Below are 23,030 nucleotides of genomic sequence, written 5' to 3'. Positions count from 1 at the left end.
CACCCCCCGCACTCCGGCGGTGCGCACTGGTACCCCCCCGCGTGCGTCAGGGTGTGGGAGAAAAATCTCACGCACGCGTACCTTTGTACGCGCACACCTTTATGCCACGCCGGTCGGCCCTCACGCCAGAAAGCCCCGCAGCAGCGCCGCCGTCCCCGCGCAGTGCTCGCGCATCATCTCCCGGGCGCCGTCCGCGTCCCCGTCCAGGACCGCCTCCACCAGGGCGACGTGCTGGCGCTGTGAGTGCTCCAGATTGCGGACCAGGAGCGGGATGCAGTCGAGGAGGTCGTTGACGGTCGCCCTGACCGCCGCGTACTGGGCGGTCAGGGAGGGGGAGCCGCACAGTTCGGCGATCGTGAGGTGGAGCAGGGTGTCCAGGCGCCGGTAGTCCGGCAGCGGCGCCTCGTGGGTGCGGGCCAGGGCCTCGCGGAGGCGGTCCGCCTGCTCGTCCGACAGCCCGTGCGCCGCGCAGAGCCCGGCCGCGCCCACTTCCAGGACCTCGCGGAAGCGCAGCACGTCCTCGATGTCGACCTCGGCGATCCGGCGCCGCAGCTCGTCCTCGCCGCCCGCGTCGGCGCGCGGCAGCACGAACGTGCCGCCGTACCGCCCCCGCCGGGACTCCACCAGACCCTGGTCCTGGAGCACCTTCAGCACCTCGCGCAGCGTCACCCGGCTGATCCCCAGCCGCTCCGCCAGCTCCCGCTCGGCCGGCAGCCGCTCGCCGCCCGGAACCAGGCCCAGCCGGACGACCTGGAGGATCTGCTCCAGTGCCTCCTCGAAGCCGTTTCCCGCCCGCACCGGCCGCAGTACCGGCGTCAACGGGTCGTCGAGGGCGCCGTCCGCATCCAGCGACATATGGCCGTACCCCCTTCCCAAGCAATGGTTCTCACCAATACCTTAGAACTCCCGGCCCGGCCGCAGCAGCGCGATGAAGCCCAAGGAGTCCTCCCGTGGCAGACCGCACACCCCCGCTCAGCGTCGAGGAACTGCACACCCTCGTCGCGAGCGGTGAGATCGACACTGTCGTCCTGGCCTTCCCCGACATGCAAGGGCGGTTGCAGGGAAAGCGGTTCGCCGCCCGCTTCTTCCTCGACGAGGTGCTGCGCCACGGCACCGAGGGCTGCAACTACCTGCTCGCCGTCGACACCGAGATGAACACGGTCGAGGGCTACGCCATGTCCTCCTGGGACCGCGGCTACGGCGACTTCGCCATGCACCCCGACCTCGCCACCCTCCGCCGGGTGCCCTGGAACGCGGGCACCGCCCTGCTCATCGCCGACCTCGCCTGGAACGACGGATCCCCGGTCGTCGCCGCGCCCCGGCAGATCCTCCGCCGCCAGCTGGAGCGCCTCGCCGAACTCGGCTACACCGCGCAGGTCGGTACGGAGCTGGAGTTCATCGTGTTCAAGGACACCTACGAGGCCGCCTGGGACGCCAACTACCGCGGGCTGACCCCGGCCAACCAGTACAACATCGACTACTCGGTGCTGGGCACCGGACGGATCGAGCCACTGCTGCGCCGGATCCGGAACGACATGGCGGGTGCCGGGCTGACCGTCGAGTCCGCCAAGGGCGAGTGCAACCCGGGCCAGCACGAGATCGCCTTCCGCTACGACGAGGCCCTGGTCACCTGCGACCAGCACGCCATCTACAAGACCGGCGCCAAGGAGATCGCCGCCCAGGAGGGCGTCTCCCTCACCTTCATGGCCAAGTACAACGAGCGGGAGGGCAACTCCTGCCACATCCACCTGTCGTTGACGGACGCGGACGGGGCGGCCGTCTTCGCCGCCGAGGACGGCATGTCCGAGGTCATGCGGCACTTCCTCGCCGGACAGCTGGCCGCCCTGCGTGACTTCTCGCTCCTGTACGCGCCCAACATCAACAGCTACAAGCGGTTCCAGCCGGGCTCCTTCGCCCCGACCGCGGTCGCCTGGGGCCACGACAACCGCACCTGCGCGCTCAGGGTCGTCGGCCACGGCCGCTCGCTGCGCTTCGAGAACCGGCTGCCCGGCGGCGACGTCAACCCGCACCTGGCCGTCGCCGGCCTGGTCGCGGCCGGCCTGTACGGCGTCGAGCAGAAGCTCGAACTTCCCGAGCCCTGCCCCGGCAACGCCTACACCGCCGACTTCGCACACGTCCCGACGACGCTCCGGGAGGCCGCCGAGCTCTGGGAGAACAGCCCCGTCGCCCAGGCCGCCTTCGGCGACGAGGTCGTCGCGCACTACCTCAACATGGCCCGCGTCGAGCTGGCCGCCTACGACGCCGCGGTGACCGACTGGGAGCTGCGCCGCTCCTTCGAACGCATGTGAGGCACCACTTGTCGCAACAGTACGAACTCGACGTCCTCGACCCGGCCACGGAGGAGGTGATCGCGACCGTCCCGGGAGCTGGGGAACAGGACGTGGACACCGCCGTACGGCGGGCCGCCGAGGCCCAGCGGCGGTGGGCCGCGCTCGCGCCAGGCGAACGGGCCCGCCTGTTGCGCCGGTTCGCCGTCGTCGTCGACGAACACCGCGAAGAGCTCGCCCAGCTGGAGGTGAGGCAGGCCGGCCACACCGTCGGCAACGCCCGCTGGGAGGCCGGCAACGTCCGGGACCTGCTCGACTACGCGGCCGGCGGCGTGGAGCGGCTGACCGGGCGCCAGATCCCGGTCCCCGGCGGCCTCGACCTCACCCTCCTCGAGCCCCTCGGGGTGGTCGGCGTGATCGCCCCCTGGAACTTCCCCATGCCGATCGCGGCCTGGGGCACCGCCCCCGCCCTCGCGGCCGGCAACGCGGTGCTCCTCAAGCCCGCCGAGACCACCCCCCTCACCGCGCTCCGCCTCGCCGAACTCGCCCTGGCCGCAGGCCTGCCCGAGCACCTCTTCCAGGTCCTGCCCGGCCGCGGGGACATCGCCGGTGAGGCCCTGGTCCGCCACCCCGGCGTCGCCAAGATCGTGTTCACCGGTTCCACCCGGGTCGGCAAGCGCATCATGGCGCTCTGCGCCGACCAGGTGAAGCGCGTGACCCTCGAACTCGGCGGCAAGAGCCCCAACATCGTGTTCGCCGACGCCGACATCGAGGCCGCCGCGGCCGCCGCCCCCATGTCCTTCCTCGACAACTGCGGGCAGGACTGCTGCGCCCGCACCCGCATCCTCGTCCAACGGTCCGTCCACGACCGGTTCCTGGAACTCCTCGCCCCCGCGATCCGGTCCGTCACCGTCGGCGACCCGGCCGACGAGAAGACCGACATGGGCCCGCTGATCTCCAGGTCCCAGCTGGACCGCGTGCGTTCCTACGTCGACTCCGGGGCGCCCGGCATCCGGGGCGAGGCTCCCGAGGGCCCCGGCTTCTGGTTCCCGCCGACCGTCCTCACCGACGTCGACCCCCGCGCGCGCGTGGCCGTCGAGGAGGTCTTCGGCCCGGTCGCCGCCGTCATCCCCTTCGACGACGAGGCCGACGCGATCCGCCTCGCCAACGACACCGACTACGGCCTCTCCGGCTCCCTGTGGACCCGGGACGTCGGCCGCGCACTGCGTGTCTCGCAGGCCGTCAAGGCCGGCAACCTGTCCGTCAACTCCCACTCCAGCGTCCGCTACTGGACCCCCTTCGGCGGCTACAAGCAGTCGGGGATCGGCCGTGAACTCGGCCCGGACGCGCTCACCGCCTTCACCGAGACCAAGAACGTCTTCATCAGCACGGAGGGCCCCGCACAGTGACCGCTGAGACCCCTGAGAGCGTCTGCCGCCGACTCGTCGGCCGTACCGCCGTCATCACCGGAGCCGGCAGCGGCATCGGTCTCGCCACCGCCCGGCGGCTCGCCTCCGAGGGCGCGCACGTCGTCTGCGGCGACGTCGACGACACCCGCGGCAAGGCCGCCGCCGAGGAGGTCGGCGGGATCTTCGTGAAGGTCGACGTCACCGACGCCGAACAGGTCGAAGCGCTCTTCAGGACGGCCTTCGACACCTACGGCAGCGTCGACATCGCCTTCAACAACGCCGGCATCTCGCCGCCCGACGACGACTCCATCCTGGAGACCGGCCTGGAGGCCTGGAAGCGCGTCCAGGAGGTCAACCTCACCTCCGTGTACCTGTGCTGCAAGGCGGCCATCCCGTACATGCGGCGCCAGGGCAGGGGCTCCATCATCAACACCGCGTCCTTCGTGGCCCGGATGGGCGCGGCGACCTCACAGATCTCGTACACCGCGTCCAAGGGCGGAGTTCTGGCCATGTCCCGCGAACTGGGCGTCCAGTTCGCCCGGGAGGGCATCCGGGTCAACGCGCTGTGCCCGGGACCGGTCAACACCCCGCTCCTGCAGGAGCTGTTCGCCAAGGACCCCGAGCGGGCCGCCCGCCGCCTGGTGCACATCCCGCTCGGCAGGTTCGCCGAGGCCGAGGAGATCGCCGCCGCCGTCGCCTTCCTGGCCAGCGACGACTCCTCGTTCGTCAACGCCAGCGACTTCCTGGTGGACGGCGGGATCTCCGGGGCGTACGTCACACCCCTGTAGGAGCCGCCCCGACTCCCGCCCTACAGTGCGGGAGTGAGCATGACGCCGCCCGGCTGGCACCGCGACCCACAGGCTCCGCACCTGGAGCGCTGGTGGGACGGCCGGGCCTGGACCGAGCACCGGCGCACCCCGTCCGGCCTCCCCGCGCCGCCAACCCCGGCGGCCGGGGCGTCCGGACGCGCCGGGGCGGTCGCGCTGATATCGGCCGGGGCCGTGCTGGTGACGGCGATCGCCGGCGGCACCACCGTGCTCAGGACCGACGAGCTGCGCGCCGGCACCGACGCCACGATCAACACCGCCCCCACCGGCCCGCCGTCCCCGTCCCTGGTCGTCGACCGGCTCAACGGCATCTCCCTGCCGGTCCCGAGCGGCTGGACCAGCGCCTCCCGCCTCGCCCAGGACGACATCGTGATGACCACCCACGGCACCTACGAATGCCCCGCCGGCACCGGCCGGTGCCGCCACGGTGAGGTGTCGAGCCGTACGGCGGGCAGCGCCGACGGCGGCTCCGCGCGCACCGCCGCCGAACGGGACGTACCGGATGCGGCCGAGACGGCCTACGGCCACGGCCCGGGCGGCCGGCGGCCCTTCGGGGGCATCCGGTCCCACCAGGTCGTCAGGGCCGGGCGGGTCGCGGTCGCCGGAAGCGACGGATACCTGGTGCGCTGGCGGGTGCGGACCGCCGAGGGACCCGGCGGCTACGTCCAGGCCCTCGCCTTCCCCTCCCACTCCGGCATCCCCGCCCCGGTCGTCGTCCGGTTCGTCTTCGACGCCGGCCCGGACGGACCGCCGCTGTCCGACATGGACGCGATCACCAGCGGAATCCGCCCGGTGGACGGGAACCCGGAGGGTTAGAGGAAGGTGTGACCCTCACCCCGGTACGTCGGCACGGCCGCCGTCACCCGGTCGCCCTCGACGAGGTGCAACTCGGCGAACCGCTCGCACAGTTCGCCCGCCTTGGCGTGCCGGAACCACACCTTGTCGCCGATCAGCAGATCGTCCGCCGCGGAGCCGAGCAGCGGGGTCTGCACCTCGCCGGGCCCCTCCTGCGGGTCGTACGACAGCCCCTGCGGGAGGTACGGCACCGGCAGCCGGTCCGGGCCCGCGGCACCGGAGGCGGGGTAGCCGCCGCCGAGCACGGTGACGACCCCGACACCGGGCCGCCGGACCACCGGCATGGCGAACAGGGCGGCCGGACGGCCGGTGAACGACGTGTAGTTGTCGAAGAGCCGGGGCACGTACAGACCAGACCCGGCCGCTATCTCGGTGACCGCGTCCTCCGCCGCCGTGGTCTGCACACTGCCGGTACCGCCGCCGTTGACGAACTCCAGGTCCGGTGCCACCGCCCGGACCGCCCGCACCACCGCGGCGCGCCGCTCGGCCAGTTCGCGGCGGGCGGCGGCCTGCATCAGCCGGACCGCGCGGGAGCGCAGCGGCCGGCCGGCGACACTGTCCCCGACCCCGGCGATGTGCCCCTCGTACGCCATGATCCCGACCAGCCGGAAACCCGGCCGCCGGGCCACGGTCCGCGCCAGGTCGGCGAGTTGGGCGGGGGAGTACAGCGGCGAACGCCGGGCCCCGACCCGCACCCGACCGCCGAACAGCTTCAGGGAGGTGTCCAACTCCAGGCAGACCCGGACCACTTCGCTCCCGCCGTCCCGGGCGGCGTCGATCAGGTCGAGGTGCGCCGGGTCGTCGATCATCACCGTCACGGCGGCGGCCAGCTTCGGATCGGCGGCCAGCTCGGCGAACCGGGCACGGTCGGCGGACGGATACGCCAGCAGGACGTCCTCGAACCCCGAGCGTGCGAGCCACAGCGACTCCGCGAGCGTGAAGGACATGATCCCGGCGAAGCCGTCCTTCGCGAGGACCCGTTCCAGCAGATGCCGGCAGCGTACGGACTTGCTCGCGACCCGTACCGGCTTGCCGCCGGCCCGGCGCACGAGATCGTCCGCGTTGGCGTCGAAGGCCTCCAGATCGACGATCGCGAGAGGGGCGTCGAGATGGGCGGTGGCCCGGTCGTAACGGGCCCGGTCGGCGGCGCGCGCAGTCATGAACGAAGCCTGCCAGACTGGATTACCGCAGGGTAGGGGGACGATACGGGCAGATGCCCCGCGGCCGCGGACTGGTTCCCGCTCGCCCTCGGACAACCCGTAGAGTGACGCGCACGTACGGCGGAACGACCCCGGCCGCCCGACCCGCGCCGGGATGCGGATCCGCGCGGACGGGTATGCGTGCCCGGGGGAACTCCCCGCGCCGGGAGCACGCCTTACCGTACGCGGAGTCGGCCCGGGCAGGAGGAAACGGGGGCGCATGAGCACGGAAGCGCGGCACGCCCCGATCCCGCGACGCCCTTCGCCCGGCCCCGCGTCCACCGACGGGACGGCCGGCCAGGGTGAAGCACCGGATGCCGCCGACCCGGCGGGCCGGACCGGCGGGCCGGGATTCTTCGAGCGGCCGAACCGGGTGAACCGGTCGCACCGGTCCGACGTATCCACTGACGACGCCGACACCACCGGGCAGGACCAGCCGCCGGGACCGTCCGGTGGGCAGCCGAACGGTGAGGACCGGACAAATCGGGGCGGTGCGGTGGCGCAGGGCGAAGAGGGTGCGGGGGACCGGGCGGCCACCCGCGCGATGCCCGCCGAACGCATCACCCGCCCTCGCTACCCCGACCTCCGTCCCCCGCAGAGCCTGCCCACCACGCCCCCGCCCCCCGCCTCGGCCCGCTTCCCGGACGCCCCGCCCGTTCCGCCCCGCCGCGAGGACCGCCGGAGCGAATCGTCCACGCCTCCCGGCCGGGACGGCGGCGGCACACCGTCCGGGGCCGCCGGGTGGGGGAGCGGCCTGAGTGTGCCGCCCGCGTCGGCGGACGGGGCGGACCGACGGACCGAGCCGTCGGTGTCGCCAGGCGGGACTCGGCGGGACGGGCGGCCGGTGTCTTCCGGGAGGGAGACCGGCAGCGGCGCGCAGACCCGGCCGCCGTACCGGCCGGAATCGGCGGCCCGGCGTCCGGAGCCCGCTTCGGAGCCGGCCGCCTCGCCGCGCCCCGTCCCGGCCACCGAGGAAACGGACCCGGCCGGAGATTTCGGCCGGGTGCCCGGTCCCGGGCGCCCCGAGCGGCCGCCCGGTGACTTCCCGGCCTCGTTCGGTACGCCCGAGCCGGGCACCGCGTGGAGCCCGCACCTGAGGACGTTCCCGGTGCCGACGGCTCCGCCGCGCCCCGTGACGCCTCCGCGGACCACCCCACCGCCGCCCACCGCCCCGCCGCTCCCGCCCCGCCCCGCCACACCCCCGTCCCCCGGCGACACCACCGCCTCGCCGCACGGTCACGCTCCGGTGCCGGACCCCGCGATGTCCTGGACCGCCGCCGCGGGAACTCCCGGCAGGAACCGGCCCGTTGTGACGTTCGGTGAGCCCGAGGGGTACGACGGGCGCGGCCTTGGGCGATCGTTGGTCAGCCGGGTCGCGCCCCGAACGGCCGCGGCCGCCGCCTGTATGGTGCTCGGGCTCGGACTCATCGGCGGCGCGGTGACCGGAAGCTGGCTCGTCGACGACGACGGTGACGTGGCGGCCGCCGGCAGCTTCAGCTCGGCCGCCGGCCTGTGGCACAACGTGCCCGTCGACGAACTCTTCCCGCCCACCGTGCAGGGCACCGGCGCGGGCCCCGGCGGAGCCGACCGCAGCTGGACCCGGATCGCCGTCGCCCCGGCCACCGGCTGCGCCGACGCCTTCGACCCCCTGCTGCGCAAGGCGCTCGCCCCCGTCGGCTGTCAGCGGCTGATCCGGGCCACCTACACGGACGCCACCCAGAGCTATGTGACGACCGTGGGGCTGCTGTTCACCAAGGCCGAACCGGCCGGGATGACCGCCCTGGCCAAGCGGTTCGAGAACGAGCGCCTGGACCGCCGTACCGACCTGATGCCTCTCCCGTACGCCGCGAAGGGCACCGCCGCCGAGCGCTTCGGCCCGCACCAGCGCGCCTCCTGGACGGTCTCCGTGCTCACCGACGCCCCGGTCGTCGCCTACGCCGTCTCCGGCTGGGCCGACGGCCGTAGCGTCGACACCCCGCAGTCCGCCGCCGACGCGGAGGCGTCCGGCGCCACCACGGCCGCGGCCCAGGCGGGCCTCGGCAACGAGGCCCAGGGCCTGGCCGACCGCATCGAACGGCGACTGCGGCAGCACACCGCAGGCTCGGCAACGGAGAAGCCCTCATGAACCGCCGCGCGACCGGAGCCGCGCTGAGCCTGCTGCTCGCCGGCTCGCTCACCCTCCTGCCGTCCACGACCGCCTACGCCGACGGCATCCGCGCCCAGCAGTGGGGCCTGTCCGCCCTGCACCTCGACGAGGCCTGGCGGACCACCAAGGGCAAGGGCGTCACCGTCGCCGTCCTGGACACCGGCGTCGAGGCCGACCACCCCGACCTGGCCGGCAACGTCCTCGCCGCCAAGGACATGATCGGCTTCGGTGCCCGTCAGGGCGACCGCACCTGGGCCCGGCACGGCACCGCGATGGCCGGCATCATCGCCGGTCACGGCCACGGGGCAGGCGACGGCGACGGCGTGATGGGGGTGGCCCCGGAAGCCAGGATCCTGCCCGTACGGGTCATCCTCGAAGACGGCGACAGTGCCCGCGGCAAGGCCCGCTCCACCCGTGGCAACGCCCTTGCCGAGGGCATCCGCTGGGCCGCCGACCACGGCGCCGACGTCATCAACCTCTCCCTCGGCGACGACTCCGACTCCGCGCACCCCGAGGCCAGCGAGGACGAGGCCGTCCAGTACGCGCTGAAGAAGGACGTCGTGGTCGTGGCCTCGGCGGGCAACGGCGGCGACAAGGGCGACCACATCTCCTACCCGGCCGCCTACCCGGGCGTCATCGCCGCCACCGCGGTGGACAAGTTCGGCACCAGGGCCGCCTTCTCCACCCGCCGCTGGTACGCCACGGTCAGCGCACCCGGCGTCGACATCGTCATCGCCGACCCGGACCACAAGTACTACGAGGGCTGGGGCACGAGCGCGGCCTCGGCCTTCGTCTCCGGCGCGGTGGCCCTGATCAAGGCCGCCCGTCCCGGCCTCACCCCGGCCCAGATCAAGAAACTCCTGGAGGACACGGCCCGCGACGCCCCGTCCGGCGGCCGCGACGACTCCCGGGGCTTCGGCATGATCGACCCGGCGGCGGCGATCAGGGAGGCGGCCCGGCTGAGGACACGGAACCTGTCGGCGGCGTCGTACGGCAAGAAGTACTTCGGCCCGGGCCCGGACGCCGAGAAGACGGCGGCGAGCGCGACGGACTGGGCGGCCCCCCTCGCGGGAGGCGCGGGCGGTGTCCTGCTCGTGGCGGCCGTGGTCCTGTGGCGCAACCGCCGCCGGAGCACCTGACCCGCCGGTTCTCCCTGCTACCGCGAAGCCGAGGCCGACGCGGTCGGGCCCGCCGCCGTGAAGGAGCGCACCGCCGCCTTCGCCGCCGCCTCCACCAGCGCGATGCCCTCGGCCTGGCTCACCGTCCCGTTGGACAGCACCGCGACCAGGTAGCCGGTCTTGCCCACCGTCACCCGGCCGATGCTGTTGACGTCCCACAGCCCGGTCGAACTCCGCGCCAGCCACCCGTTCTTGAGCGCGAACTCCGAACCGTCGTCGACGGCTGAGACCCCCCACCGCTGGTCGCGCTCGACCGTCTTCATCAGAGTCTGGAGATACGACCGCGAGGCCTCGCTCAGCTTCGAGTCGTCCCCGAACACCTGCTGGAGCAGGACCAGCTGGTCCCCCGCCGTGGTCTGGGTCAGCCCCCACAGCGCCCCCTCGCCGCCCGCCGTCCCCGTCAGGCCGAAGCGCCTGTTCGCCGCATCCAGCCCCGCCGCCCTGCCGATGGCGTCCCACAGCTCCGACGCGGACGTGTTGTCGCTGTTCTCGATCATCTTCGTGGCGTACACCTTCTCCGTCGCCGTCAGATGCCGCCCGGCGTCCTGCGCCTGGAGCAGCAAGGCCGCCAGGATGTCCACCTTGACGATGCTCGCCGTGTCGAACGCGGCGTCGCCGTAGACCGCGCTGTCGCCGGAGTCCGGATCGAGGACGGCCACCGACACCTTCGCCCCGGAGGGCACGGTCACCGTCCTCATCGCCGTGTTCAGCAGCGCGTCCCGGTCCACGGCCGGCTCCGTCACGGGTTCCACCGATGCCTCCCCGCTCGCCGGGGCCGAGGAAGGGGAGGAGGGCGCCGGCGATCCAGCCGAGGATACGGCGCCGCCCTCGCCGGCGTGCGCCTTCACGTACACCGTTCCCGCCGCGGTGGCGCCGACGACGGCGACCGTGGCGAGGCCGACGCAGAGAAGGGCCCGGCGCCGGGGCCGGGCACGGCGGCCTCCCCGCCGGGATCCTGGGGTGGCTCTGGGGGACTCCATGCCCGCGATGCTCGGGGCGGGGACTGTGCGATCCGTTTGCCGGACGTTAGAAGGAGGTCAGGGACTTCTGAGAATTCGGTGAAAGCCGTGTCGGGCCGGTTTCGGGGGCCGCACAACCGCAGCAGCATCCCCCCGATAGGGTCGGGGACCGTGGCGAACAAGAACATTCCCGACTCCGGCTACTCCGCCGACGACGGCTCCGCAGACCCCCGGCTGGCCGCCGCGCTGGCCGCCTGGGCCGGGGACCGCACAGCGGTGGGACCCGTCCTGGCGGCCCTGAAGGGCGCCCGGCTGCTCGTCCCGGTGGTCGCCGTCCTCGGCGAGGCCGAGGAGGACGGGAACGGGCTGCGGCGCGAGAAGACGAGCGACATGGCCGTCCCCACCCTCAGGGCCGGCGCCCGCACCGCCCTGCCCGCCTTCACCTCCACCGAGTCCCTGGCCCGCTGGGACCCGGAGGCGCGGCCCGTCGCCGTACCCCTGCACCAGGCGCTCCAGGCCGCCGCGCACGAGAAGGCGGACACGGTGGTGCTGGACCTGGCAGGTCCGGTGCCGTTCGAGCTGACCGGACCGGTGCTGCTCGCGCTCGCGGAGGGGCGCACGACGGCCGACCCGCTCGCCGACCCGGCCGTGATCGAGGCCGTCCGCACGGTGGTGGCCGCCCAGCCCGCCGTGCGCCGGGCCCACCTCGGGCCGGGCCGGACCGACGGCACCCTCGCCCTGGTCCTCGATCCGGCCGCGCCGCCCGCCGAGACCGCCCAGGCCGTAGCCGAGCGGCTGGCCGCCGACGAGACACTGCGGGCCCGCCTGGTACGCGGCCTCGACCTGGCGCTGCTGCCGGCCGAGGCCACGCCGCCCGGCGAGCCCTTGTACGTAAGAAGCTGACCGCTAGCCGTAGATCGGCCCGGTGTACTTCTCGCCCGGGCCCTGCCCCCGCTCGTCGGGGACGATCGAGGCCTCGCGGAAGGCCAGCTGGAGCGACTTCAGGCCGTCCCGCAGCGGCGCCGCGTGGAAGGAGCTGATCTCGGTCGCGGACGCGTCGAGCAGACCGGCGAGGGCGGTGACCAGCTTGCGGGCCTCGTCCAGGTCCTTGTACTTGTCGCCCTCCTCGGTAAGGCCGAGCTTCACCGCTGCGGCGCTCATCAGGTTGACGGCGACCGTCACGATCACCTCGACCGCGGGGACCTCGGCGATGTCGCGGGTCATCTCGTCGAAGTCGGGCTGACCGGCGTCACCGGCGCCGGGAAGGGGCGTTTCACTCATGACGCACACGATAGGCGCAGCGGGAGCGGGGTCCCGACCTGCCCCCAGGACGTCCCGATTGGTCCTCTCCCGGCTTAGCTGCTAACCTTGTGTGACGACCGGCCGAACAGGAGTGCCTCACGGCTCACCGACCCGGCCCACAAGTGGAGGCTTCGAACTCCCACCTGACCGCCCTGCCGGGCGGCGGGTCACCGGTCAGACGGTCGCTTCGCCGTTCACGGCGACGGCGTTCCGTCCGATAGTGCGCCCCGCGATCCCCGCGGCGGTGCTCCGGTAGTTCGAGGAGCCCTGCCTGTGATCGTCCGGGGCATTTTTTGTGCTTCGGTGCGGTTAGGTCTTACGAAAAGACACGTTACGCGGCTGTCCGCCAGACCGTCGCGTGGTGCTACCGAGGAGGATCCATCAGCACCGAGCCCCGCATCAACGACCGGATTCGCGTTCCCGAGGTGCGACTTGTCGGTCCCAGTGGCGAGCAGGTGGGCATCGTCCCGCTGGCGAAGGCACTGGAGCTTGCGCAGGAGTACGACCTCGACCTGGTCGAGGTCGCGGCGAGCGCCCGCCCGCCGGTCTGCAAGCTCATGGACTACGGCAAGTTCAAGTACGAGTCGGCCATGAAGGCCCGTGAGGCGCGCAAGAACCAGGCGCACACGGTCATCAAGGAAATGAAGCTCCGGCCGAAGATCGACCCGCACGACTATGACACCAAGAAGGGTCACGTCGTACGGTTCCTCAAGCAGGGCGACAAGGTCAAGATCACGATCATGTTCCGTGGTCGCGAGCAGTCCCGGCCCGAACTGGGCTACCGACTGCTGCAGCGGCTCGCGGAGGACGTCCAGGACCTCGGTTTCGTGGAGTCGAACCCGAAGCAGGACGGCCGGAACATGATCATGGTTCTCGGTCCGCACAAGAAGAAGACCGAGGCGATGGCCGAGGCCCGGCAGGCGCAGGAAGCCCGCAAGGCCGAAGCGAAGGCCAACCCCGGCAAGTCGCAGAACGCTGCCGAGCTGGAGGCCGAGGTCGAGGCCGAGGCGCCCGCCGAGGAGCATGCCGAGGCGTGATCCCCGGGGCAACCGCCCCAGGTCAGCACCCAGGGGCGCAAGCCTCAGGATGTAACCGATACAAGAGCGACGTTCCACCGTGCCCGGTTTCGCGACCGGGCACCGGAACGCCATCGACGAGGAGATAACGGCGCTATGCCGAAGAACAAGACGCACAGCGGTGCCAGCAAGCGCTTCAAGGTGACCGGCTCCGGCAAGGTCCTGCGTGAGCGCGCCGGCAAGCGCCACCTGCTCGAGCACAAGTCGTCCCGCGTGACGCGTCGCCTCACCGGCACCGCCGAGATGGCCCCGGGCGACACCGCGAAGATCAAGAAGCTTCTCGGCAAGTGACACGCGGGCGCCGGCCGGCGCCCTGAAGTCAGTACCGGGACCCAGTCGTTTCCGGGCCGCGTGAGTCCAACCGCGGCCCCGCTACAAGGAGTTAACAAGTGGCACGCGTCAAGCGGGCAGTCAACGCCCACAAGAAGCGCCGGGCGATCCTCGAGGCGGCCTCCGGCTACCGCGGTCAGCGTTCGCGCCTGTACCGCAAGGCCAAGGAGCAGGTCACCCACTCGCTGGTCTACAACTACAACGACCGCAAGAAGCGCAAGGGCGACTTCCGTCAGCTGTGGATCCAGCGCATCAACGCCGCTGCCCGCGCCAACGGCATCACGTACAACCGCTTCATCCAGGGTCTGAAGGCCGCGAACGTCGAGGTCGACCGCAAGATCCTGGCCGAGCTGGCCGTCAACGACGCCGGCGCGTTCGCCGCGCTCGTCGAGGTCGCGCAGAAGGCGCTGCCGGCGGACGTCAACGCGCCGAAGGCCGCGTGACGCTGGCGCCGGCCTTGGCCGACGTGACATGAGGACCCGCAGGCCTTCGGGCTTGCGGGTCCTGTTGTCGGGGTCCGCGACCGTGTGTTCGGGGCGGGCCGGTGGGGGCTGGTCGCGCCCACGCGGCGGCAGCCGCAGATCAAGTACAGCCCCGCGCCCCTACGGGGGCGCCTCTCGACGCGCTTCTTCGAAAGTGACCCTCATGCCCAGCCCCGAGCTGATCTCCCCCCGTTCCGCACGTGTCGCCGCCGCCCGGCGGCTGGAGAAGCGGAACTTCCGGGGGAAGGACCGGCTGTTCCTCGCCGAGGGGCCGCAGGCCGTCCGGGAGGCGGCCGGGCATCGCGTCGGCGATCTGCCGACGCTCGTCGAGCTGTTCGCGACCGTCGAGGCCGCGGAGCGGTACGCCGACATCGTCGGGGCGGCCCGGGACGTCGACGCCCGGATCCACCTCGCCTCCGAAGAGGTCATCGCCGACATCTCCACCACCGTCACCCCGCAGGGGCTGGTCGGTGTCTGCCGGTTCCTGGACACCCCGTTCGAGGACGTCCTGGCCGCCCGCCCGAAGCTCGTCGCGGTCCTCGCCAACGTCCGCGACCCCGGCAACGCCGGGACGGTACTGCGGTGCGCCGACGCGGCCGGTGCCGAGGCCGTCGTACTGACCGACGCCTCCGTCGACCTGTACAACCCCAAGGCCGTGCGCGCCTCCGTCGGGTCGCACTTCCACCTGCCCGTCGCCGTCGGCGTGCCCGTCGAGCAGGCCGTCGCCGGACTGAAGGGCCTCGGTGTGCGGATCCTCGCCGCCGACGGCGCCGGCACCGACGACCTCGACGACGAACTCGACAAGGGCACCATGGGCGGGCCCACGGCCTGGGTGTTCGGGAACGAGGCCTGGGGCCTCCCGGAGGAGACCCGCGCGCTGGCGGACGCGGTCGTGCGCGTCCCGATCCACGGGAAGGCCGAAAGCCTGAACCTCGCCACCGCCGCCGCCGTATGTCTCTACGCAACGGCCCGTGCACAGCGCGCCTCCGGAGGGTGCCGTTCCGTCACCGAGAGCTAGTAGGGTGACCAGCTCGGGGGCCTGCTGCGCCGTCTGAGAGGTGGAGTACGGGGATGACTGTCGGCACCAGCAACGCGCCGGGCGGCCGCGGCACCGGGCGCGTACCGGCACCCCGGCAGGGCGACCTCACGGGGCTCGGCATCGATCCCGACCAGCTGCCCGACGGCCTGGTGGTCGCCGACGAGCACGGCGTCGTCGTCTGCTTCAACGCCGCCGCCGCCCGGATCACCGCCACCGCCCCCGCCGACGCCCTCGGACAGCGGCTGGAGAAGGCCCTGCCCTTAGAGGACCTGGAGGGCAGGCGCTGGTGGCAGCTCACCGACCCCTACGGCGGCCTCGCCATCCGCTCCGGCCAGCCGGAGCGGAACCTGCTGCTGCCCGGCGGCCGGGAGGTGCTGGTCTCCGCCGGCTACGTTCGCGCCATGCCGACCGGGCCCGTCCGCCGTGTCGTCGTCTCGCTGCGGGACACCGAGGCCCGCCGCCGTACCGAACGCAGCCACGCCGAGCTGATCGCCACCGTCGCCCACGAGCTGCGCTCCCCGCTGACCTCCGTCAAGGGGTTCACCGCCACCCTGCTCGCCAAGTGGGAACGGTTCACCGACGACCAGAAACGGCTCATGCTGGAGACGGTCGACGCGGACGCCGACCGGGTCACCCGGCTCATCGCCGAACTGCTGGACATCTCCCGGATCGACAGCGGACGCCTGGAACTGCGCAGGCAGCCCGTGGACATCGGCGTGGCCGTCGGACGCCACATCCAGGCGTACGTCGCCGCCGGGCAGCCCGCCGACCGCTTCCTGCTCCGCATCGAGAAGCCGCTGCCCCCCTTGTGGGCCGATCCCGACAAGGTCGACCAGGTCCTCAGCAACCTGATCGAAAATGCCGTGCGCCACGGCGAGGGAACCGTCACCATTGACGTCACGCCGTCGGTGTCCCCCCGCGAAGGGGAAGACCTCGAAAACACCGCCACGTCGGTCACCGTGAGCGACGAGGGCCCCGGCATCCCGGAGGAGTCCATGAACCGCGTCTTCACCCGCTTCTGGCGGGGCAGCAAGCGCGGTGGCACCGGTCTGGGGCTCTACATCGTCAAGGGCATCGTCGAGGCCCACGGCGGCGCCATCACCGTCGGACGCGCCGCGAGCGGCGGCGCCGAGTTCCGGTTTACCCTGCCCGTGAGCACGCCGGCGTATCTCGCCTGACGGCCCACGGGCTCTTCGTACACCTCCACCCCGTTAGACTCGGCCTTTGGCACCTTTGTGTCCCGCACAGGGCCGGTCAACGGTCTTGGGGACCACCGCCTGGGGGCACCTCCCAGCGTCAGCTGGGGGACAAACGGAAGTACGGGAAGAGATGTCGGCACCCAATAAGTCGTACGACCCTGTCGAGGTCGAGGCGTTGAAACCGGAAGAGATCGAGCGCATGCGGGACGAGGCGCTCGCCGCCTTCGCCGCCGCGGGCTCCCTCGACGCGCTCCAGGAGGCCAAGGTCGCCCACACCGGGGGCACCTCCCCGCTGGCGCTCGCCAACCGCGAGATCGGCGCCCTGCCCCCGCACGCCAAGGCCGCCGCCGGAAAGCTGGTCGGCCAGGCCCGCGGCGCCGTGAACAAGGCCCTCGCCGGCCGTCAGGAGGAACTGGAGGCCGAGCGGGACGCCCGCGTGCTGGTCGAGGAGGCGGTGGACGTCACACTGCCCCACGACCGTGTCCCGGCCGGCGCCCGGCACCCGCTGACGACCCTGTCCGAGCGCATCGAGGACATCTTCGTGGCCATGGGCTACGAGGTCGCCGAGGGCCCGCAGGTCGAGGCCGAGTGGTTCAACTTCGACGCGCTCAACATCGGCCCGGACCACCCGGCCCGCGGCGAGCAGGACACGTTCTTCGTGGCGGGCCCGGAGGGCGGCACCGAGTCCGGTGTCGTGCTGCGCACCCACACCTCGCCGGTCCAGATCCGCTCGCTGCTCGACCGCGAGCTGCCGGTGTACGTGATCTGCCCGGGCCGGGTCTACCGCACCGACGAGCTGGACGCGACGCACACCCCGGTCTTCCACCAGGTCGAGCTGCTCGCCGTCGACGAGGGCCTGACCATGTCCGACCTCAAGGGCACCCTGGACCACATGGTCCAGTCGCTGTTCGGCGAGGGCATGAAGACCCGGCTGCGGCCGAACTTCTTCCCCTTCACCGAGCCGTCCGCCGAGATGGACATGCTCTGCTACGTCTGCAAGGGCGAGTCCGTCGGCAACCCGGACCGGCCCTGCCGTACCTGCTCCTCCGAGGGCTGGATCGAGCTGGGCGGCTGCGGCATGGTCAACCCGCGGGTGCTGACCGCCTGCGGTGTCGACCCGGAGAGGTACAGCGGCTTCGCCTTCGGGTTCGGCATCGAGCGGATGCTGATGTTCCGCCACAACGTCGAGGACATGCGAGACATGGTCGAGGGTGACGTCCGGTTCACCCGGCCGTTCGGGATGGAGATCTGATGCGGGTCCCGCTTTCCTGGCTGCGGGAGTACGTCGACCTGCCGGCCACCGAGACCGGCCGCGACGTGCAGGCCAAGCTGATTTCGGCCGGTCTGGAGGTCGAGACCGTCGAGCAGCTCGGCGACGGCCTCAAGGGCCCCCTGGTCGTCGGCCAGGTGCTCACCATCGAGGAGCTGGAGGGCTTCAAGAAGCCGATCCGCTTCTGCACCGTCGACGTCGGTACGGCGAACGGCACGGGTGAGCCCCAGGAGATCGTCTGCGGCGCCCGCAACTTCGCCGTCGGTGACAAGGTCGTCGTCGTGCTGCCGGGCGCGGTGCTTCCCGGCGACTTCGCCATCGCCGCGCGGAAGACGTACGGCAAGACATCCCACGGCATGATCTGCTCCAGCGACGAGCTGGGCATGGGCTCCGACGGCAGCCACGGCATCATCGTGCTGCCGCCGGAGACCGAGGTCGGCAAGGACGCCGTCGAGCTGCTCGAACTGGTCGACGAGGTCCTGGACATCGCCGTCACCGCCAACCGCGGCGACTGCCTGTCCCTGCGCGGTGTGGCCCGCGAGACCGCCATCGCCTACGGCCTGCCGCTGCGCGACCCGGCGCTGATCGACGTACCCGGACCGAACGCCTTCGGCTACCCGGTCCAGGTCGCCGACCCGATCGGCTGCGACCGCTTCACCGCGCGCACCGTCACCGGGCTGAGCCCCGAGGCCCGCTCCCCGATCTGGCTGCAGCGCCGCCTGCAGAAGGTCGGCATGCGCCCGATCTCGCTCGCCGTCGACGTCACCAACTACGTGATGATGGAACTCGGCCAGCCGCTGCACGCCTACGACCGCAACCTGGTCCAGGGGACCATCGGGGTCCGGCGCGCCGCCGAGGGCGAGAAGATCGTCACCCTCGACGGCGTCGAGCGGCAGCTGCACGCCGAGGACCTGGTGATCACCGACGACCGCGGCCCGATCGGCCTCGCCGGCGTCATGGGCGGCGCCGACACCGAGATCGCCGACCACGAGGACCTCGAGAACGCCACCTCCGACGTGGTGATCGAGGCGGCCCACTTCGACGCCGTCGCCATCGCGCGCACGGCCCGTCGTCACAAGCTGTCCTCCGAGGCCTCCCGCCGCTTCGAGCGCGGTGTCGACCCGCAGGCCGCGGCCGCCGCCGCGCAGCGCACGGTCGACCTGCTGGTGCTGCTCGCCGGCGGCACCGCCGATGCCGGCGTCACCGAGGTCATCGCGCCGTCCGCCCCGCACACCATCACCCTCGCGGCGAACCACCCCGACCGGGTCGCGGGCGTCGAGTACGGCCGGGAGACCGTCGTGCGCCGCCTCCAGGAGGTCGGCTGCGACGTCTATGGAAATCCTGCCGCGTGGAGCGCGTCGTCGGGGGGTGGCGGCCGGGCGACGGGCGGACAGGACGCACTGCTCGTCACCGTGCCGTCCTGGCGGCCCGACCTCCTCGAACAGAACGACCTGGCCGAAGAGGTCATCCGCCTGGAGGGCTACGAGAACCTGCCCTCCACGCTGCCCAGGCCGCGGTCCGGCCGGGGCCTGACCCACCGTCAGCGGCTGCACCGCCGGGTGGGCCGCGCGCTCGCCGGGGCCGGTTACGTCGAGGCGCCGAACTACCCGTTCGTCAGCGAGCAGGTCTTCGACCAGCTGGGTCTGGCCGCCGACGACCCGGCCCGCCGAGTCGTCCGGCTGACCAACCCGCTCAACGACGAGGAGCCCGCGCTGCGGACCTCGCTGCTGCCGGGTCTGCTCGGTGCGCTGCGCCGCAACGACGGGCGCGGCGCGCACGACCTGGCGCTCTTCGAGACCGGCCTGGTCTTCCTGCCGCGCGAGGAGCAGGGCGTCGCCGGCCACCCGCCGGTGGACCGCCGTCCGAGCGACGCGGAACTCGCCGCGCTGGACGCCGTGCTGCCCGGGCAGCCGCGCCATGTCGCCGTCGTCCTCGCGGGCGCGCGCGAGCAGGCCGGCTGGTGGGGCGCGGGCCGTCCGGCCGACTGGGCCGACGCGGTCGAGGCGGCACGTACGGTCGCGCGTGAGGCCGGCACCGAGCTGACCGTGCGGTCCGGCCAGTACGGCCCGTGGCACCCCGGCCGGTGCGCCGAGCTGGTGGTCGTCGCCGACGGCACCGAGCGGGTCGTGGGCCACGCCGGTGAACTGCACCCACGTGTGGTCAAGGCGCTGGGGCTGCCCGCGCGCACCTGCGCGATGGAGCTGGACCTGGACACGCTGGAGCAGGCCGGCGACGGCACGCCGCAGGCGCCGCGCATCTCGGCCTTCCCGATGGCCACGCAGGACGTCGCCCTCGTGGTGGACAAGCCGGTACCGGCCGCGGAGGTCGAGGCCGCGCTGCGCGAGGGCGCGGGTGAACTCCTGGAGGCCATCCGGCTGTTCGACGTGTACGTCAACGACGAGCAGCTCGGTGACGGGAAGAAGTCGCTGGCGTACGCGCTGCGGTTCCGGGCCTCCGACCGCACGCTGACCGTGGACGAGGCGTCGGCTGCGCGGGACGCGGCGGTCGCCCTGGCCGGGGAGCGTACGGGGGCGGTGCTGCGCGGCTAGCGCCGTGGGGGCCGCGCGTTCCGGCCGGGCGCGGGTTTCGGCGCGGCTGGTCGCGCGGTTCTGCGCGCCCCTCGGGGCGCCTGCCTGGAGACGTCTCCAGGTGGATCACTCATTCGGGTGGGATCCACCTGGGACATGGCCTTTTCGGGGCATGCCGTCGACAGAATCGGACTGGCCTTTCGAGGTCGGTCCGTCTGTTCTGTCAGGGCCTACTTGGGGGCCATCGGCATGATCCGCATCAAGGCTGGGGTTCCCCACAGAAGGCGGCCCCGGAACAGCTCTCGGCACTCGCGCTGTGCGCTCACCCTGGGGCTTCCCACGGCGTGGGGCGCCGTCGCGGTCTCGTACAAGTTCGGATGCCCGCTCGCCGAGCAGCACGGGCTCGGTGCGCGCATCGTCACCAGCGCCGTCTTCTTCGCGGTCGGCACCGGGCTGATACTGCATGTCCGGCGGACCTTGCTCCGGGAGCTGCGGCAGGCCCGCAAGGTCGCCGGCGCCGCGCAGAGCGTGCTGCTGCGGCCCCTGCCGCCCCGGCTCGCCGGGCTGAACGTGGCCGCCGCCCAGCTCTCCGCCGACCGGGGCGCGGCCATCGGCGGCGACCTCTACGAGGCCGTCGCCACCGAGCACGGAGTACGGGTCGTGATGGGCGACGTGCGCGGGCACGGGCTGGCCGCCACCGGCACCGCCGCCGCCGTCCTCGGCAGTTTCCGCGAGGCCGCCCACGACGAGCCCGAACTGGGCCGGGTGCTCGGCCGGCTGGACCGCGCCCTGGCCAGACACCTGCGAGAACGGGCGAGGGCCGAACATCCCTCGAGCGGCGTGGACCCGGACAATCCGGTCGCCGAGGAGTTCGTCACCCTGCTGCTCCTGGAGATCGCCGGGGACGGCGACGTACGGGCGATCAACTGCGGCCACCCGTGGCCGTATCTGCTGTGCGGGCAACGGGTCGTGCCGCTGTCCGGGGCCGAGCCGCTGCCGCCCCTCGGCCCGTTCCCCCTCCCGGCGAACCCGGCGGCCACCGACTGCGGTCGCCTGCACTCCGGCGAGTCGCTGGTCCTGTACACGGACGGAGCGGAGGACGCGAGAGACGCCAGGGGGCGGTTCTTCTCCTTGCCCCAGGCGCTGGCGGCAGCGGCACGAGAGCCCTCGGCCTCCCCGCAGGCCATCCTCCGCACGGTCTTCACGGCCCTGCTCCACCACACCGGCGGCCGCCCTGCCGACGACATCGCACTCCTTGTACTCAACAACGAGCGTGCACAGCAACGTGCCTTTCTGGGTGCGCGGGGAACTGGGCGAGCCGCCACCACGCACCCGCAGCCGACAACGAACCGCTGACCTCCGATCCGTCCGCCAAGCCGACGGCCAGGCCACCGCACTGTACGAGGGGGGAGCCGGCGGCCCGGCCGGCCTCTTGCGAGGCAGTTCAGTCAACCGGCCCGACACGCTCCGCGACAGCGCGCGCACGCTGCGGATGCGCGTACTCCGTTCACACCCCGTGTGAACAGCCACGCACTACGCTGACGACACCAGGCCACTCGGGGGGCATGTCATGCAGCCCAACTCTCTGCTCGACGCGATCCTGGACGAGGCGGGGATCTCGCACGCCGGTCTTGCCGCCCACGTCAACCAGGCGGGCCGGGCCCGCGAACTCTCGCTCCGCTACGAACACACCGCCGTGGCCCGCTGGTTGAAGGGCCAGCGACCGCGCGGGCAGGTGCCCGACCTGATCTGCGAGGTACTCGCCGCCCGGCTGCACCGCACGGTCACCCTCGACGACATCGGCCTCGGCGTGCCCGGCGAACCCAGCGTCCCGCACACCACCTCGCTCTCCGGGTTCGTCGAACGGGCCACCGCACTGTGGCGGTCCGACGAACAGCAGCGCCCGCACATGCTCGGCGTGCCCGCCGTCACCGGCACACCCGCCGTGATGCCGGTGTGGGAGTGGGAGAACCCCCCTGAGGACGTGGACGTCTCGCGCGGCGGCCGGCACCGGGTCACCCCCGCCGATCTGGAGATGCTCCGCGCCGCCCGCGCCCACTACGAGCAGATGTACCGCAAGGCCGGCGGCATGGCGACCCGTACCCGGGTCGTCGGCTTCCTCAACGCCGAGGCCGCACCGCTGCTGCGCGGCAGCTACACGGACGCCACCGGGCGTCAACTGCACCGGGCGACCGGCGGGTTGGTCGCCATCGTGGGCATCTGCGCCTACGACTCCGATGCCCACGGCCTCGCCCAGCGCTACTTCCACCAGGCCCTGCGCCTGGCGAAGGCGAGCGGCGACCGGGGGCTCGGCGCCTATGTGATCGCGCTCCTTGTCAACCAGGCGCTGTTCATGCGGGAGTTCCGGCAGGCCGTCGCGTTCGCGGAGGCCGCGCTGCGCGCCGCCGGCAAGCACATCACCCCCGCGCTCGCCTCCGACCTCTACGCGATGCAGGCGAAGGCGTACGCCCACCTCGGCGACGGCACGAGCGCCCTGTCCTGCATCCGGCGGGCGGAGTCCGCCGCCGAACGCATCCGGCGGGGCTACGAACCCGAGGAGACCGGCTATGTCCAACCCGGCCTGGTCAATGTGCAGGTGGCCGAGGCGCTGCTCAGTCTCGGCGAGCTCGCCGCCGCCCGGGAGCACGCCGCGGCAGCCGTCGACAACCCGGCCCACGACCGGGGGCGGGTGCACCGGCTGGCCATGCTGAGCACCATCGAACTGCGCCAGGGGAACGCGGACAACGCGGTGGCCACGGCCGTGCAGATGGCCGAACAGGCCCGCGGAATGGAGTCCCAGCGCCTGCGCGACAGACTCCGCGCGGTCCGCGAGCACCTGGTGCGCAGCGGTTCGGCAGGCACCGCGGAGGCCGCCGAACTCATCGACAGCGCGCTGCGCGTGCCGCTCTAGACCGCGCCGGCGTCGGTCCAGGCGCGTTGTAG

At 72.7% G+C, this 23,030-nt stretch carries 20 protein-coding genes; 16 read left to right on the top strand and 4 right to left on the bottom strand.

Annotated features, from left to right (window positions below):
• Positions 1–120 precede the first annotated feature (120 nt).
• Positions 121–855: a FadR/GntR family transcriptional regulator gene (locus ACFXI4_RS19480; protein WP_384992299.1), complete on the bottom strand. Its 735-nt coding sequence runs from the start codon at positions 853–855 to the stop codon at positions 121–123.
• Positions 856–950: 95 nt separating this feature from the next.
• Between ACFXI4_RS19480 and ACFXI4_RS19475 the strand changes: the two genes are divergently transcribed.
• Genes ACFXI4_RS19475 through ACFXI4_RS19460 form a run of 4 tightly spaced genes read left to right on the top strand, consistent with a single transcriptional unit; the run spans position 951 to position 5,340 of the window.
• Complete coding sequence (locus ACFXI4_RS19475) at positions 951–2,309, top strand: glutamine synthetase family protein (RefSeq protein WP_384992297.1); 1,359 nt, start codon at positions 951–953, stop codon at positions 2,307–2,309.
• 8 nt (positions 2,310–2,317) lie between these two features.
• Positions 2,318–3,697, top strand: a complete 1,380-nt coding sequence (locus ACFXI4_RS19470; protein WP_362724506.1) for an aldehyde dehydrogenase family protein — start codon at positions 2,318–2,320, stop codon at positions 3,695–3,697.
• Complete coding sequence (locus ACFXI4_RS19465) at positions 3,694–4,485, top strand: 3-oxoacyl-ACP reductase (protein ID WP_384992293.1); 792 nt, start codon at positions 3,694–3,696, stop codon at positions 4,483–4,485. The genes ACFXI4_RS19470 and ACFXI4_RS19465 overlap by 4 nt, the downstream gene beginning before the upstream one ends.
• A gap of 39 nt (positions 4,486–4,524) precedes the next feature.
• Positions 4,525–5,340 (top strand): DUF2510 domain-containing protein, encoded by an 816-nt coding sequence (locus ACFXI4_RS19460; protein WP_384992410.1) that lies wholly within the window; start codon positions 4,525–4,527, stop codon positions 5,338–5,340.
• Here ACFXI4_RS19460 and ACFXI4_RS19455 read toward each other — a convergent pair.
• Positions 5,337–6,539 carry an amino acid deaminase/aldolase gene (locus ACFXI4_RS19455; protein ID WP_384992291.1) on the bottom strand — a complete coding sequence of 401 codons (1,203 nt, stop codon included), beginning with the start codon at positions 6,537–6,539 and terminating at the stop codon, positions 5,337–5,339. The two genes, ACFXI4_RS19460 and ACFXI4_RS19455, sit on opposite strands and share 4 nt — an antisense overlap.
• A gap of 883 nt (positions 6,540–7,422) precedes the next feature.
• On the opposite strand from ACFXI4_RS19455, the gene ACFXI4_RS19450 reads away from it, so the two are divergent.
• Together ACFXI4_RS19450 and mycP are read left to right on the top strand one after the other, a co-directional pair.
• A complete protein-coding gene (locus ACFXI4_RS19450; RefSeq protein ID WP_384992289.1) occupies positions 7,423–8,703 on the top strand; it encodes a hypothetical protein in 1,281 nt (426 codons plus the stop codon).
• Positions 8,700–9,863 (top strand): type VII secretion-associated serine protease mycosin, encoded by a 1,164-nt coding sequence (gene mycP, locus ACFXI4_RS19445; RefSeq protein WP_384992287.1) that lies wholly within the window; start codon positions 8,700–8,702, stop codon positions 9,861–9,863. Before ACFXI4_RS19450 ends, mycP begins: the two co-directional genes overlap by 4 nt.
• A gap of 17 nt (positions 9,864–9,880) precedes the next feature.
• On the opposite strand, the gene ACFXI4_RS19440 is transcribed toward mycP, so the two are convergent.
• On the bottom strand, positions 9,881–10,882 hold the full coding sequence (locus ACFXI4_RS19440; protein ID WP_384992284.1) for a serine hydrolase: 1,002 nt from the start codon (positions 10,880–10,882) through the stop codon (positions 9,881–9,883).
• Between the two features lie 150 nt (positions 10,883–11,032).
• Between ACFXI4_RS19440 and ACFXI4_RS19435 the strand changes: the two genes are divergently transcribed.
• Entirely contained in the window at positions 11,033–11,764 is a 732-nt protein-coding gene (locus ACFXI4_RS19435; protein ID WP_384992281.1) for an SseB family protein, read from the top strand.
• 3 nt (positions 11,765–11,767) lie between these two features.
• Here the strand turns inward: ACFXI4_RS19435 and ACFXI4_RS19430 are convergent, their stop codons facing one another.
• A complete protein-coding gene (locus tag ACFXI4_RS19430; protein ID WP_384992278.1) occupies positions 11,768–12,142 on the bottom strand; it encodes a DUF1844 domain-containing protein in 375 nt (124 codons plus the stop codon).
• Between the two features lie 401 nt (positions 12,143–12,543).
• Between ACFXI4_RS19430 and infC the strand changes: the two genes are divergently transcribed.
• The 9 genes from infC (at position 12,544) to ACFXI4_RS19385 (ending at position 22,998) form a co-directional block, all read left to right on the top strand.
• The gene (infC, locus tag ACFXI4_RS19425; RefSeq protein WP_384992407.1) at positions 12,544–13,200 is read left to right on the top strand and encodes a translation initiation factor IF-3; all 657 of its coding nucleotides are present in this window, start codon (positions 12,544–12,546) and stop codon (positions 13,198–13,200) included.
• 135 nt (positions 13,201–13,335) lie between these two features.
• A complete protein-coding gene (rpmI, locus tag ACFXI4_RS19420; protein WP_351320349.1) occupies positions 13,336–13,530 on the top strand; it encodes a 50S ribosomal protein L35 in 195 nt (64 codons plus the stop codon).
• Positions 13,531–13,628: 98 nt separating this feature from the next.
• Positions 13,629–14,012 carry a 50S ribosomal protein L20 gene (rplT, locus tag ACFXI4_RS19415; protein ID WP_018549117.1) on the top strand — a complete coding sequence of 128 codons (384 nt, stop codon included), beginning with the start codon at positions 13,629–13,631 and terminating at the stop codon, positions 14,010–14,012.
• A 202-nt stretch (positions 14,013–14,214) separates the two neighbouring features.
• A complete protein-coding gene (locus tag ACFXI4_RS19410) occupies positions 14,215–15,069 on the top strand; it encodes a TrmH family RNA methyltransferase (protein ID WP_384992274.1) in 855 nt (284 codons plus the stop codon).
• A 53-nt stretch (positions 15,070–15,122) separates the two neighbouring features.
• Positions 15,123–16,268, top strand: a complete 1,146-nt coding sequence (locus ACFXI4_RS19405; protein WP_362717833.1) for an ATP-binding protein — start codon at positions 15,123–15,125, stop codon at positions 16,266–16,268.
• Positions 16,269–16,419: 151 nt separating this feature from the next.
• The gene (pheS, locus tag ACFXI4_RS19400) at positions 16,420–17,541 is read left to right on the top strand and encodes a phenylalanine--tRNA ligase subunit alpha (RefSeq protein WP_384992271.1); all 1,122 of its coding nucleotides are present in this window, start codon (positions 16,420–16,422) and stop codon (positions 17,539–17,541) included.
• Positions 17,541–20,108: a phenylalanine--tRNA ligase subunit beta gene (gene pheT, locus ACFXI4_RS19395; RefSeq protein WP_384992268.1), complete on the top strand. Its 2,568-nt coding sequence runs from the start codon at positions 17,541–17,543 to the stop codon at positions 20,106–20,108. Before pheS ends, pheT begins: the two co-directional genes overlap by 1 nt.
• Positions 20,109–20,336: 228 nt before the next feature.
• Entirely contained in the window at positions 20,337–21,443 is a 1,107-nt protein-coding gene (locus ACFXI4_RS19390) for a PP2C family protein-serine/threonine phosphatase (protein ID WP_384992265.1), read from the top strand.
• A gap of 214 nt (positions 21,444–21,657) precedes the next feature.
• Positions 21,658–22,998, top strand: a complete 1,341-nt coding sequence (locus ACFXI4_RS19385; RefSeq protein WP_384992263.1) for a transcriptional regulator — start codon at positions 21,658–21,660, stop codon at positions 22,996–22,998.
• Positions 22,999–23,030: the final 32 nt, after the last annotated feature.

The sequence above is a fragment of the Streptomyces sp. NPDC059224 genome, from assembly GCF_042754285.1.
Classification (GTDB): Bacteria; Actinomycetota; Actinomycetes; order Streptomycetales; family Streptomycetaceae; genus Streptomyces.
This window is presented reverse-complemented; position numbering and strand designations above follow the sequence as displayed.